The following is a 12,905-nucleotide window of genomic DNA, read 5'->3' as shown; positions in this document are numbered from 1 at the left end:
CTCAGTTGCCCATGAAGCGGCGGAACCGCTCGCGCCCTTCGGCCTCCTCGGCGGCCTGCCGGGCGGATTCGAGCGCCTGCGCCCGGCCCTGCGCCGCGACGGCGGCGGTGAGGTCGGCGAGCTGCTGCGATTGGAGGGCGAGGAGCTGGTTGCCGGCCTGTGCCGCCTGAAGCGCGCCGGTCGCGGACTGGCTGGCCGAGACCAGGCTGTCCATCGTCGTGCGCGCGCCCTCGATGTTGCCGACGACGCCGGCCTGCACCTGCAAGGCATCCTGAAAGGCGCCGACACTATCCTCCCAGCGGGCATTGGCGTTGGCGACCATCTGCGCGTGATCGCCGGTCAGGGCCGCGCCCTTGTAGCGGGCGCCAAACGCCTGCTGGATGTCCTGCACGTCATAGGCGATGCGCTGCGCCTCGGAGAGAAGCTGCTGCGTGCGCTGAACCTGCTGCTGGAGCTGCTGGAGCGACGAGAACGGCAGCGAGGTGAGGTTGCGCGCCTCGTTGATGAGGCTCGTCGCCTGGTTCTGAATTTGCTGAATCTGGTTGTTGATCTGTTGCAGCGACCGGGCGGCCGTCAGCACATTTTGGGCGTAATTGGTGGGGTCATAGACGATCCCGCCGAATTGCGCGTAGGCCGGCATCGGCAGGGCGATCGGCACGACGGCCGCGCTGGCGAGGACGCCGGCCACGATGGCGCGGCGAATGGGGGGCAGTCTCATAATTCGATCTCCATGTCTGGCGTGAGGGGAAGCTGGTGCTGGCGGTCGGAGGCCGGTTCCGGCAGCAGCTCGACGGCCCAGGCGCAGCCGCGGTGCCGCAGCCATTCGGCGGCGAAACCGGCTTGCCCGTGGGCTTCTATGATCTCGGTGATGCGGAGCTGGTCGGACTTGGCCGAGGCGGCGGTGAAGGCCAGCGCGACCTCGCCCAGCCCCAGCTCGAACAGGCGATTGCCGCGCCTGCTTTGACAGTAATAATCCCGTTTCGGGGTCGCCCGGCTGAGGATTTCGATCTGCCGGGCGTTGAGCCCGAATCGCTCGTAGATGGCCGCGATCTGCGGCTCGGCCGCGCGTTCGTTCGGCAGGAAGATGCGCGTCGGGCAGGACTCGATGATGGCCGGCGCGATGCTCGACGTTTCGATGTCGGCGAGGCTCTGCGTCGCGAAGACGACGCTGGCGTTGCGCTTGCGCAAGGTCTTCAGCCACTCGCGGAGCTGCGCGGCGAAGTCCGGGCTGTCGAGGACAAGCCAGCCCTCGTCGATGATGATGAGCGTCGGCGAACCGTCCAGCCGTCCCTCGATCCGGTGGAACAGATAGGAGAGCACCGCGGCGGCCGAGCCGGCGCCCACAAGCCCCTCGGTCTCGAACGCCTGCACGTCGGCCTCGCCCAGCCGCTCGGCCTCGGCGTCGAGCAGCCGGCCCCACGGCCCGCCGATGCAATAGGGCGCGAGCGCCTGCTTGAGCTGCTGGCTCTGCAACAGGACCGCGAGCCCTGTCAGCGTGCGTTCGGCCGGCGGTGCGCTGGCCAGCGAATTAAGCGCCGACCAGATATGCTCCTTGGCCTGGGGATCGACCGCGACGCCTTCCGACGCGAAGATCGCCGCCAGCCATTCGGCCGCCCAGGCGCGTTCGGCGGGATCGTCGATGCGGGCGAGCGGCTGTAGCTGGACGCCGGTATCGGCATCATCGGACAGCCCGCCGCCGAGATCCTGCCAGTCCCCGCCCATCGCCAGCGCGGCAGCGCGGATCGAACCGCCGAAGTCGAAGGCGAAGACCTGGCCGTTCTCGTAGCGGCGGAACTGCATCGCCATCAGCGCGAGCAGGACGGACTTGCCGGCCCCGGTCGGGCCGACGATCAGCGTGTGGCCGACATCGCTGCCGTCCGGGTGAAGGGAAAACCGGAACGGGGTCGAGCCTTCGGTCTTGCCGTAGAGCAAGGGGGGAGCACCGAAATGCTCGTCCCGTTCCGGCCCCGCCCATACCGCTGACAGGGGGATCAGGTGGGCGAGATTGATGGTGGAGATCGGCGGTTGCCGGACATTGGCGTAGGTGTGGCCGGGAAGTGAGCCGAGCCATGCTTCAATGGCGTTCATGCCCTCGGGGATCACGGTGAAGTCGCGGCCCTGAATGACCTTCTCGACCAGCCGCAGCTTCTCGGCCGCTATGGCGGGGTCGCGGTCCCACACCGTCACCGTCGCCGTGACATAGGCCATGCCGGCATAGTCGGCGCCCAGTTCCTGCAATGCGGCGTCGGCGTCAGCGGCCTTGTTGGAGGCGTCGCTGTCGAGCAACGTGGACGCCTCGTTCGTCATCACTTCCTTGAGGATCGCGGCGACGCTCTTGCGCTTGGCGAACCATTGGCGGCGGATGCGGGAGAGCAGCTTGGTCGCGTCGGTCTTGTCGAGCATGATCGCGCGCGCCGCCCAGCGATACTCGAAGGCGAGCCGGTTCAGTTCGTCCAGCAGGCCGGGGAATGTGACGCTGGGGAATCCCGTGATCGTCAGCGTGCGGAGATGATGGTCGCCCAGGCGCGGTTCGAGTCCGCCAGTGAGCGGCTCGTCGGCGAGCAGCGCGTCCAGATGCATCGGCGTCTCGGGGACGCGCACGCGCTGGCGCCGGGTCGAGATCGTGCTGTGCAGGTAGGTCAGCGTCTCGCCGTCGTCGAGCCAGCGGACCTCGGGCACGAAGCCTTCGACCAGATTGAGAACGCGGTCGCTGCGATCGGTGAAGCCCCTGAGCAATTCCCACGGATCGACGCCATTGGTGGACCGGCCCTCATAGAGCCAGGTTTCGGCCCGCGCGGCTTCCTCGGCGGGCGGCATCCACAGCAGCGTCAGATAGTAGCCGCTCTCGAAATGCGCGCCTTCCTCGCGGAATTGCTCGCGCCGCTCCATATCGACCAGCGCCGAGACGGGATCGGGAAAGCCGGACTCGGGATAGTCGAGCGCGGGCGTGCGCTGCGCCTCGACGAAGATCGCCCAGCCCGAGCCGAGCCGGCGCAGCGCGTTGTTGAGCCGCGCGGTGGTGGCGACCAGTTCGGCCGGCGTGGCGGAATCAAGGTCCGGCCCCCGAAAACGGGCCGTGCGCTGAAAGCTGCCGTCCTTGTTGAGAACGACGCCTTCGCCGACCAGCGCCGCCCAGGGCAGGAAGTCGGCCAGGTGCGCGGCCTTGCTGCGATATTCGCGCAAGCTCATCATGGCCGCATCCACGCCGGGTAGCGAAGGTGGCGCCGGGCCACGTCCACGAATTGCGGATCGCGCCGAGCGGCCCATACCGACAGCGCATGACCGAGCGCCCAAATCACGAGGCCGGCGATCCAGAGCCGCAGGCCCAGGCCGATCGCGCCGGCGAGCGTGCCGTTGACGATCGCGAGCGAGCGCGGGGCGCCGCCGAGCAGTATCGGCTCGGTCAGCGCCCGATGCACCGGGGCATAGAAGCCGGCGATCGGCTCGACGGGATCGGCCGCGCCCGTCATGCGACGACGAGCCCGCCGCCAAACGAGAAGAACGACAGGAAGAAGGAGCTGGCCGCGAACGCGATCGACAGGCCGAACACGATCTGCACCATGCGCCGCGCCCCGCCCGACGTGTCGCCGAACGCCAGCGTGAGGCCGGTGATAATGATGATTATCACCGCGATGATTTTCGCCACCGGCCCCTCGATGCTTTCGAGGATCGACTGGAGTGGCGCTTCCCACGGCATCGACGAGCCGCCTGCATGGGCCGGAACAGAGATGGTGAGCGCGATCACGCTGGCGGTGGCGGCGAGCATGGCGCGGCGTGCGCCATGCGACAAGGCATGGATCATGGCAGGTCTCCGGGCTGGGGGTTGGCAAGCGGGGTGAGCCGGTAGTCGCCGGTCGCGGCGTCGAGCCCCTCGACGCGGGCCAGCTCGGCGAGGCGGCGGCCGTGCCCGTCGCGGACCAGCACGGCGATCAGGTCGATGGTCTCGGCCAGCAGCGCGCGCGGGACCGTGACGACGGCCTCCTGAATGAGCTGCTCCATGCGGCGCAGCGCCCCGAGCGCGGTCCCGGCGTGGATCGTGCCCACGCCGCCGGGGTGCCCCGTTCCCCAGGCTTTCAGGAGGTCCAGCGCCTCGCTCCCGCGCACCTCACCGATGGGGATGCGGTCGGGGCGCAGACGCAGCGAGGACCGCACGAGATCGGACAGCGTGACGACGCCATCCTTGGTCCGCATGGCGACGAGGTTCGGCGCGGCGCATTGCAACTCGCGCGTGTCTTCGATCAGGACGATGCGGTCGGCGGTCTTGGCGACTTCGGCCAAGAGCGCATTGACCAGCGTGGTCTTGCCGCTGCCGGTCCCGCCCGCGACGAGGATGTTGGCGCGCGCGGCGACGCCCTGGCGGAGCGTTTCCGCCTCCGCCGCCGACATGATCCTGGCGGCCGCATAGTCGTCGAGCGTGAAGACCGCGACGGCGGGCTTGCGGATGGCGAAGGCCGGGGCCGCGACGACGGGCGGCAGCAGCCCCTCGAACCGCTCGCCGCCTTCGGGCAGCTCGGCCGAGACGCGCGGGGACCGGGCATGGACTTCGACGCCGACATGGTGCGCGACCAGGCGGACGATGCGCTCGCCGTCCGCGGCGGCCAGCGTGATGCCGGTGTCGCTGATGCCTTCGCCGAGCCGGTCCACCCACAGCCGGCCGTCCGGGTTCAGCATCACTTCGATAACGGCGGCATCGTCGAGCCAGGCCGCGATCGACGGCCCCAACGCCGTGCGCAGCATCCGCGCGCCACGTGTCTTCGCCTCGGAACGGATCGGGTGGACGGTCAAGAAAAAGCCCCTGGTGAGGGCCGGGCGAACCGCCGCCCGGCGTCAGGGGCACATCAAGAGAGACAGAAAAGACCGGGCTTCAACAAGTAAACGCGGGCGTCGTAGGCTGGCGAAGAACGACAGGGAGCAGCGTAGGCCGCTCATTCTTCTTGAGGCGGCAAGTCCTCACTGATTTCCTGTCTGACCTTCGGCCCCTTCGCGAGTCGGCGGCCGAGCGCATCCATGAAGGCATCGTAGCGGTCGCCGCCCTGCCGACGCATCGCGGCGCGCTCGCTCTCGGGTGGCGGCGGGGTGTTCGACAGCCAGAAGCGGACAAACATCGCGACCATCTCGACGCCGATCCCCGTGTCGCGCTCCAGCCGGGTCAAGCGCCGGTCCAGCTTGTCGAGCCGCTTGGCGATGGCGGCCTCGCGCTGCTCGTCGGCATCGGGCGACAGGAAGGATGCGATAGCGGCCTCGGCGATCAGCGAACGCGATTGCCCGCGCCGATCGGCATAGGCTTCAAGCGCGTCCTTGAGGTCGGGATCGAGATAGACCGACAGGGGGGATTTCGTGGTCATAGCTCGATGCCGTCGTCGGGATCGAGCGACGCCTGGCGGGCCACGCGCTGCATCTGGCGGCGCACCGCCGCCTGCCGCGTCGCGTCGCTATCGGGATCGGGCTCGTCCAGCTCGAACTCGTTGGCGGGCGCTGGCCGGGGCGTCGGCGCAATGTCGATATGGTGCTCCAGCGCCGGCTCGCGGCGCAGGTCCGCATTGTCGGCATCGTCCTCGGCATCCGCCTTCCTGGCGGCCTTTTTCTTCTTGGGCTTCTTCGGCGCTCCATGCTCGATCGGTTCGGGCATCGGCGGCGCCTCGATCGGCGCCAGGCCGCTCCAGTCGTCGGGGCGCGGCGGGCCGCCTCCGACATTGCTATCGGGCGGCGACATCACCCGCTGCGTGAACCGCCGGTCCTTGAAGTAGCGGACCTTCTTCGCCCGGATCGGCGGGATGCCGGCGACCATGACGATCTCATCGTCGGGCGGGAGCTGCATGATCTCTCCGGGGGTGAGAAGCTGGCGGGCGGTCTCGGAGCGCGACACCATCAGATGGCCGAGCCAGGGTGAGAGGCGATGCCCGGCGTAATTCTTCATCGCCCGCATCTCGGTCGCGGTGCCGAGCGCGTCCGATATGCGCTTGGCGGTGCGCTCGTCGTTGGTGGCGAACGACACGCGCACATGGCAATTGTCGAGGATCGCGTTGTTCGGCCCATAAGCTTTCTCGATCTGATTGAGGCTTTGGGCGATGAGGAAGCTCTGGATGCCGTATCCGGCCATGAACGCCAGCGCGCTCTCGAAGAAGTCGAGCCGGCCGAGCGCGGGAAACTCGTCGAGCATCAACAGCAGCCGGTGGCGCGACCGCCGCGCCTTCAAGTCCTCGGTCAGCCGGCGCCCGATCTGGTTGAGGATGAGGCGGATGAGCGGCTTGGTGCGCGAGATGTCGCTGGGCGGCACGACGAGGTAGAGCGTCACCGGCAGCTCGCCCTCGACCAGATCCTTGATGCGCCACTCGCAGGTGCGCGTGACCTGCGCGACGACGGGATCGCGATAGAGACCGAGGAACGACATGGCGGTCGAGAGCACGCCCGATCGTTCGTTGGCCGATTTGTTGAGCAGCTCGCGCGCGGCCGAGGCGACGACGGGATGGACGCCCGCCTCGCCCAGGTGCGGCGTCGTCATCATCGCCCATAGCGTGCTTTCGATCGGGCGGCGGGGATCGGACAGGAAGGCGGCGACGCCGGCCAGCGTCTTGTCGGCCTCGGCGTAGAGCACATGGAGGATCGTGCCGACCAGCAAGGCATGTGAGGTCTTTTCCCAATGGTTGCGCTTCTCCAGCGAACCTTCCGGGTCCACCAGCACGTCGGCGACGTTCTGCACGTCGCGCACTTCCCAGGCGCCCTTGCGGATTTCAAGAAGGGGGTTGTAGGCGGCCGACGCGCCATTGGTCGGATCGAACAGCAGCACCCGCGCGTGCTGGGCGCGGAAGCCGGCGGTGAGCTGCCAGTTCTCGCCCTTGATGTCATGGACAATGGCCGAGCCGGGCCAAGTGAGCAGCGTCGGCACCACCAGCCCCACGCCCTTGCCCGATCGCGTCGGCGCGAAGCACAGCACATGCTGGGGACCATCGTGGCGCAGATAGTCGCGCCCGAGCCGACCGAGCATGACGCCGCTGTCGCCCAGCAGCCCGGCGGCGCGCACTTCGTTGCGCCCTGCCCAGCGCGCCGAGCCATAAGTCTCAGCGTTCTTCAGCTCGCGCGCGCGCCAGACCGACATGCCGATGGCGACGACGATCGCGGCGAACCCGCCCGACACGGCGATGAACGCGCCGGTCTGGAATATCTCCGGCGCATAGGCGTCGAAAGAAAACCACCACCAGAAGAAGGCCGGCGGCGGATAGACCGGCCAGTCGCCGAGCATGAACCACGGCGCCCCAAGCTCGGGCTGATAGGCGAGCGCCGCGGCCGTCCATTGCGTCGCGGCCCATATGGTGCTGAGCACGATCAGGAAGACCGTGAATACCTGACCCCAGAGGATTTTGGTTGCCGACATGGCATCGAAGTCGATGCGTGCCGGACATCAAATCAAGCCGCTGTTATTATAGGGGAAAGTCTAGCGTAGAAATACAGGGAATAGCGTAGTTACGCCCATGACTGGCTGTCTAGCATCTGCTACCGAAGGGCAAAGGCTGATCAAATCCCGTATATCTTGCCTCGCCGCGTGAAGGCTGCCTTTGCTCCTTCGAGGATGCTGCAGGTGATATCCCGCGTCTGCTCATGGTCTATCGAGCCGCGTGACGTAATGACCGCTTGCTCACTGTTCGCGCCGAGCACGACGATCTGCTCGGCGTCGCCTAGAACGGCAATGTTCGGATTGTGCGTTACGATGATGATCTGGCGTCGCTCCTTCGCCAATCGGATGACAGGGACGAGCTGTGAGTAAATGAACTGTCCATCGAGATTGTCTTCCGGCTGGTCGATCAAAAGCGGGTTCGGATTTTCCGAAGATAGCATTAAGGCTAACAGGACGGATTGCTGTTGCCCGAGAGAGAGTTGGGCGAACTCACGCGTGCGATAGTGCTTCTGACCGCTCCCATCTGTGACCTCGCGCGTGACAGTGAGATAGGGCCGGTCAAACACCTGCATCGTTTCCAAGCGCGCAAGCGTTTTGGGTTCGCTGAAACGCTCGATGAGAGTGTTCGCCTCCTGTGTGTTGAAATACGACGCGCCCTCGTCACTAACGAGCGATGCAATTGCCAAAGGGTCTTTCGCCCTGATGGCGGCGAGGAGTTTCGGGACGGTGAGGTGGCGTTCGATCACCGAAGCGCGGGGCACCTGATTGGTCCGCCACCCCATGATCTCGATCAGCAGGTCTCGTGCCTGCGGCGAATGGGCGTTCTCCTCGAACTTCAGAGAGACATTCAGATCTGACAGCGCGCTGCGAAGTTTCACCGTGGCCGATGCCGCAAATGCCCGTCGTTTTTGATAAGTTGCAGCACGCGCTGACCAGCGCTTTACGGCAACCTCATCGCGCTCTTTGATCTTCTCCGACAGACGGGGTTCCCACGTTTTCAGGTTTGTCACCGATGTTTGGTGTGTAGCTTCATCTCGTGTGAGCTGCGCAATGTAGGTGGTGTTCACGGTGATGCCTTGGGCTTCCAAGGCGCTCTTTTGGGAATCCACAGTCGCGAGCAGGGTCGTCTCTTTCTTCGACCACTCCTCGACCTTGGTGGTGACAACTTGGCTGAGTGCCTGCGATCCCGCTTTGAGATCGCCTTCCGACACTGACAGGTTGCTCTCGAAGTCATCGGCCTTCGTTTTGATCGCGGCGAATTCGTCCTTCCCGAGAACCAGCTTGCTCTCGTCGGCCGCTGCCTTGAGCAGACCGAGCGACGTCTTTACCGCTTCGTAGTTCAAATTTTTGGCGATGGCGCGCGCATGTTCCATTACGCTACGCCTAGATTGACGCTCGGATTCTATCTGCTGATAGGTTTCGATCAGACCCTTTGCGTTTCCATCCGTAAACTTCTTGATCTGCTGCTTAGTGATGCTCAATTCACGCTCATATTGGGGAATGAGGGCAACCTTCCCGCGTGCTTCGTCGATAGCGATTTCCAACTCGGCGATCTCTGCGCGGATGCGCTCTTCTTCTACCGTCTCGCTGAGCACGTTGGTGAAGCGGTCAAGGTAACGCAGTAAAGCGCCCGGGTCTGCCTGAGCCTGCTCGCTAATTTTCTGCGTTTCGCCCTGGCCGTAGCACTCCACCGGGATGGTATCCGGGCCATCAAACGGATCGTTGATATTGGTTCCGCAATCGTCACCCTTGCTCCAGCAAAGTCGGTGAGCAGCTCCGGCTCCATCGACAAATTGTATATCAATACGTTCCGGCCAAACGTCCGAGTTGACGACCGAAGCGCCACTGGGCGTCTTTGAAAACGCCCGGACGCCTTCGAACATCGTCGACTTCCCTGTGCCACGGCCGCCGATGATACACGTCAGGTTAGAGCTGAAATGAATCGCTTGATCCTTCAAAAATCCGCCCTTGAACCGGATGCCGGTGACGGTCGGCACGCTCTTGGGCAACTCGTCTTCAAGCCGCACCCGCGAATCCCCTTCGGTCATCGCGTGACGCAGGGATTCGAAGGTGAGCGATTGCATTTTGTATCGCGTCACCTTGTTGTCGCCTGCGGCATTGCGGCCAAGCGCCTGCAAGGTGTGAGAATCGGAGTTCAGGACACGCGCGAGCGTTGGCAACGTGCCATCGTGAAGCTCGCTTCTCGTTTTGCCCAAGCCTTTGCGCACGTTGTCGGGGTCATTGACGCTGTAGGATATGGACGACCCCGCATTCTTCAGTTCGATGCCGAGCAAGGCAGGGTGGTTGATGATGTCGGCCTTGTATGGCGGAGCCCCTGGCACTTCGACTTCCAATCCCTTCGGTCCGTCCACATGCGCGAGCACGCCGAAACCGCCCAAGACGTGCATCTTCGTGAGGCAGTCCACCATCGGGTTGTCGACGCGCGACGTGGGCAGGCCCAAGTCGCGGACAGTCAATTGCGAATAAAATGCACTAAGTGATTGCAGGGACGGCAGATAGCAAAGCAGATGACCCTGCATCGTGCTGAGTTCGACCGCAGGAACGACGAGCAGGTTATCAAGCGCCGCAGCCGTAATGGCTGGTGCGACATTGTTGATGGCGTTGTGATCAGCGATTGCGATTACCGACAGGCCGTGAGCAATCGCTGTCTGCACGATGTTTGTTGGAGTGGCAGTTATGTCTGTTACGTCGTGTGATCCACCATAACTGTGAATGTGAAGGTCGCCGCGCACAAAACGCGCACCGTTCGTCAGCGCGATTACATCCGCAAAATCATCACTATCGACCATCGAGAGCCTCCCCCTTCGGTGAGGCTATCACAATCCAGCGACATGAGAACGCGGTGTTTTATTTCATGTTGGTGCGGTCGACACCCGGCGCCCCCGTAAGGCGACGGTGCTTGCGCCCTCCCGGACTCACAGGCATTCTTGTCGCATGTATCCTCAAACTAATCCGGAGAAGGCAGCTCTTTACTTCAAAGCCGTGGACGAAATTCGTGCGCGGCTTCGATGCGTGGACGACCTGTTGACCGGCAACATGGCACCGTTGCTTATACACGAGTTTTGCCAGTTGCAGCTCCGTCTCGCCGCCGAGTGTCTGGCGATCGCGTGCCTGGCCGCGCAGGGCGACTTCGAAACGCACAAAGCGTTTCGTGACAGGTATGAGCCGGGCGCTATCTTCAGGGCGCTGGAAGCACTGTATCCCGCATTCTTTCCGACGCCCTCTATCATGCAACGTGTCGGCGAAGGCCGGTGGCATTTCGACGGCGACGGGCACGGCAATACGATCACGCGCGCGGATATCGAAGAAATCTGGAACTTGTCCGGGGCGCATTTGCATCGTGGATCGGCGAAGCGATACCTGACGGACGCCCAAGACATTGACCTGCTGGCAGTAGCACGCCTCAAAGAAAGATTCTGGAATCTGCTAATGGACCACCTGATCGTTCTCGCTGACCAACAATCCCGATTTCACGTCCATGTCGAGCGGAACACCGACGACATTCAATGTCATTTTCTGTTTCTCGACAGGGAGGCAGGGACCGCTAGGGTCGAACCCTACAATGCGATCGTCGGTGAGCGCGCTATTTGATCGACGGCTTTCGCAAAATCCAGTTGCCGAGCTAGCCAGCCCGCTAGCTACTCAATCCCTTCAACTAAAGCCCCAGCCCTCGTCCTCTCCCAAATGACCAATCGACGCCGCCATTGGTCCGCATGACGCCCGAGATATGTTTGCCGATCTGGCGGTCGAGCGACGGGGACCAGGGCACGAGCTGGAAGCTCAACCCGTTGTCGATCATGGCGAAGCGGCCCGAGGCGAGCGTGACGCGCTGTCGCGCCGTGCCCGCGACATATTCCCCGGCCTTGGACGGCGCGTGCGGCAGGCCAATTTCGGCCGACAAGTCCTTGGTGGCCACGTCGAGTTCGCGCCGCCGCAGCGTGTCGAGCAGGTTGCGTGCGAAGATGATGCGCTGGCCCTGCCGCCGCGCCAGCCCTTCATCGGCCAGATGCTCGGCGCGGGCCTCCATCGCGGCGCGCACCTCGGTCCCGAAGCCGCCGCCGAGGTCGCGGCCGTCGCTCGACAGGTTGCGGCGGTCGAGCCAGGTGGCGCCCGGCGCGTGGACCTGCGCGGACAAGTCCGCGTCCGACCGGACGGCGAGCGCCACCCGCTGCCGGCCCTTGCGGTCCTCGAAATGGCGCAGCTCGACGATCGCGCCCGGCTTGCAATCGCCGGTCGCCTCGATGTCGGAAAAGCGGATGTGGTGGGTGCGCCCGTCGATGCCGTCCACGATCGCATAGGCTTTGCCGGTCAGCTCGTCATGCAAGCCGCGATCGACCAGCCTGCCGATAACGGGCTGGGCCGGATCGGCGTCGAGGACATAGCTGCCGGCGCCCCGGTCGATGCCGCGGTCGCTCATCGCCTTGTGCATCCGCTTGATGATGTCGCCGCGCTCGCCCAGCTCCCGCAGCGCCGCCTGGGCGCCGCCAGCCAGCGTCCACTTGCCGGGCGCGATCTCGCTGGCGAGGCCGAGGCGCTCCAGCTTGCGCAGCCGCCCCATCCTCAGCACATGGTCGCCATCCGGCCGCACGCCGGGCTCAGGCGCCATGTCGATCAGCCCGTCGCGCTGCATGGCGCGGGAAAGGTCGCGGTCGATCTCGGTCCAGCGTTCGGCCTCGACCTGCCGCTCCAGCGACTGCCGGATTTCAAGGTCGGTGCGCAGGCCGAGTTCCTGGGTGACTATCTCGCGCGCAGTCGCCCGCATCCCTTCGCGGATATAGTCGCGCGAAATAACGAGGTTCTGCCCGTCCTCGGCGACGCCCCGCACGATGATGTGGACATGGGGGTTGTCGGTGTTCCAGTGCTCGACCGCGCGCCAGTCCAGGCGGGTGCCGAGATCCTTTTCCATTCGCGTCATCAGTTCGCGGGTGAAGCCCTTGAGGTCGCGCATCTGCTCGGCGTCCTCGGGCGAGACGATGAAGCGAAAATGATGGCGGTCGTCCTCACAGCGCGCCGCAAACTCGTTGCGGTCGAGGCCGTCCGCCTCGGCGCCGAACAGCACGCCCCGCTCGCCGTCGCGGGTGACGCCATCGCGTTGCAGATAGTTGAGATGGGCGGCGAGCGAGGCGCGGCCGCCATGCCGGACCACGCGCGCCTTGACGACGACCTGGCGCGATCGGTGGCCGAGCCGGTGGGTGGCGCGCACGCTCGCCACGCGGCCCCGCCCGAAGGTCGAGCGCCCCGGCGCGACGATGCGGCCACGGCGCGAAACATGACCGCCCGCACGCTGGGCGGCGGCAAGCGCCTGGGCAATGATCGGGAGCGCGCGCTGGCTTCCCCGCGAGCGGATACGCCCTGGCCGGACACGGAAATCATCGTCACGGCTCATGACGCGGAACGCCGCAATGTGCGGCAAACCCTGCTGTCTGCTGGTTTTCGGCTCTCGCCGCACATTGCGCGGTTTCCGCGCACATTGCGCAGCAATGACCAAAAG

Annotated in this window: 10 protein-coding genes; 1 reads left to right on the top strand and 9 read right to left on the bottom strand. The window is 65.1% G+C overall.

Annotated elements, in window-relative coordinates; genetic code table 11:
- Position 1: 1 nt before the first annotated feature.
- The 8 genes from trbJ to U4960_RS00230 all read right to left on the bottom strand — a co-directional run bounded on the left by trbJ (position 2) and on the right by U4960_RS00230 (position 10,203).
- Positions 2 to 718 carry a P-type conjugative transfer protein TrbJ gene (gene trbJ / locus U4960_RS00265; RefSeq protein WP_037487127.1) on the bottom strand — a complete coding sequence of 239 codons (717 nt, stop codon included), beginning with the start codon at positions 716 to 718 and terminating at the stop codon, positions 2 to 4.
- Positions 715 to 3,192: a conjugal transfer protein TrbE gene (gene trbE / locus U4960_RS00260; RefSeq protein WP_324261637.1), complete on the bottom strand. Its 2,478-nt coding sequence runs from the start codon at positions 3,190 to 3,192 to the stop codon at positions 715 to 717. Before trbE ends, trbJ begins: the two co-directional genes overlap by 4 nt.
- The gene (locus U4960_RS00255) at positions 3,189 to 3,470 is read right to left on the bottom strand and encodes a VirB3 family type IV secretion system protein (RefSeq protein WP_324261636.1); all 282 of its coding nucleotides are present in this window, start codon (positions 3,468 to 3,470) and stop codon (positions 3,189 to 3,191) included. Before U4960_RS00255 ends, trbE begins: the two co-directional genes overlap by 4 nt.
- Positions 3,467 to 3,802 (bottom strand): TrbC/VirB2 family protein, encoded by a 336-nt coding sequence (locus U4960_RS00250; protein ID WP_416379080.1) that lies wholly within the window; start codon positions 3,800 to 3,802, stop codon positions 3,467 to 3,469. The genes U4960_RS00255 and U4960_RS00250 overlap by 4 nt, the downstream gene beginning before the upstream one ends.
- Positions 3,799 to 4,785 (bottom strand): P-type conjugative transfer ATPase TrbB, encoded by a 987-nt coding sequence (trbB, locus tag U4960_RS00245; protein WP_324261635.1) that lies wholly within the window; start codon positions 4,783 to 4,785, stop codon positions 3,799 to 3,801. Before trbB ends, U4960_RS00250 begins: the two co-directional genes overlap by 4 nt.
- A 140-nt stretch (positions 4,786 to 4,925) precedes the next feature.
- Complete coding sequence (locus U4960_RS00240) at positions 4,926 to 5,345, bottom strand: CopG family ribbon-helix-helix protein (RefSeq protein WP_230280007.1); 420 nt, start codon at positions 5,343 to 5,345, stop codon at positions 4,926 to 4,928.
- A complete protein-coding gene (locus tag U4960_RS00235; RefSeq protein ID WP_324261634.1) occupies positions 5,342 to 7,372 on the bottom strand; it encodes a conjugal transfer protein TraG in 2,031 nt (676 codons plus the stop codon). The genes U4960_RS00240 and U4960_RS00235 overlap by 4 nt, the downstream gene beginning before the upstream one ends.
- Positions 7,373 to 7,512: 140 nt before the next feature.
- Positions 7,513 to 10,203 carry a TrlF family AAA-like ATPase gene (locus U4960_RS00230; RefSeq protein WP_324261633.1) on the bottom strand — a complete coding sequence of 897 codons (2,691 nt, stop codon included), beginning with the start codon at positions 10,201 to 10,203 and terminating at the stop codon, positions 7,513 to 7,515.
- A 145-nt stretch (positions 10,204 to 10,348) separates the two neighbouring features.
- Between U4960_RS00230 and U4960_RS00225 the strand changes: the two genes are divergently transcribed.
- A complete protein-coding gene (locus U4960_RS00225; protein ID WP_230280010.1) occupies positions 10,349 to 11,005 on the top strand; it encodes a hypothetical protein in 657 nt (218 codons plus the stop codon).
- Between the two features lie 64 nt (positions 11,006 to 11,069).
- Here U4960_RS00225 and U4960_RS00220 read toward each other — a convergent pair whose 3' ends face one another.
- Positions 11,070 to 12,800, bottom strand: coding sequence for a relaxase/mobilization nuclease domain-containing protein (locus U4960_RS00220; protein WP_324261632.1), 1,731 nt, complete (start codon positions 12,798 to 12,800; stop codon positions 11,070 to 11,072).
- Positions 12,801 to 12,905 lie beyond the last annotated feature (105 nt).

It is taken from the genome of Altererythrobacter sp. H2, from assembly GCF_035319885.1.
In the GTDB taxonomy this organism is placed as follows: domain Bacteria; phylum Pseudomonadota; class Alphaproteobacteria; order Sphingomonadales; family Sphingomonadaceae; genus 34-65-8.
This window is presented reverse-complemented; position numbering and strand designations above follow the sequence as displayed.

What these genes read in the sequence shown, in the direction of transcription:
- trbJ (WP_037487127.1), bottom strand. Translation starts at nt 718, where the DNA reads ATGAGACTGCCCCCCATTCGCCGCGCCATCGTGGCCGGCGTCCTCGCC.
- trbE (WP_324261637.1), bottom strand. Translation starts at nt 3,192, where the DNA reads ATGATGAGCTTGCGCGAATATCGCAGCAAGGCCGCGCACCTGGCCGAC.
- U4960_RS00255 (WP_324261636.1), bottom strand. Translation starts at nt 3,470, where the DNA reads ATGACGGGCGCGGCCGATCCCGTCGAGCCGATCGCCGGCTTCTATGCC.
- U4960_RS00250 (WP_416379080.1), bottom strand. Translation starts at nt 3,802, where the DNA reads ATGATCCATGCCTTGTCGCATGGCGCACGCCGCGCCATGCTCGCCGCC.
- U4960_RS00240 (WP_230280007.1), bottom strand. Translation starts at nt 5,345, where the DNA reads ATGACCACGAAATCCCCCCTGTCGGTCTATCTCGATCCCGACCTCAAG.
- U4960_RS00235 (WP_324261634.1), bottom strand. Translation starts at nt 7,372, where the DNA reads ATGTCGGCAACCAAAATCCTCTGGGGTCAGGTATTCACGGTCTTCCTG.
- U4960_RS00230 (WP_324261633.1), bottom strand. Translation starts at nt 10,203, where the DNA reads ATGGTCGATAGTGATGATTTTGCGGATGTAATCGCGCTGACGAACGGT.
- U4960_RS00225 (WP_230280010.1), top strand. Translation starts at nt 10,349, where the DNA reads ATGTATCCTCAAACTAATCCGGAGAAGGCAGCTCTTTACTTCAAAGCC.
- U4960_RS00220 (WP_324261632.1), bottom strand. Translation starts at nt 12,800, where the DNA reads ATGAGCCGTGACGATGATTTCCGTGTCCGGCCAGGGCGTATCCGCTCG.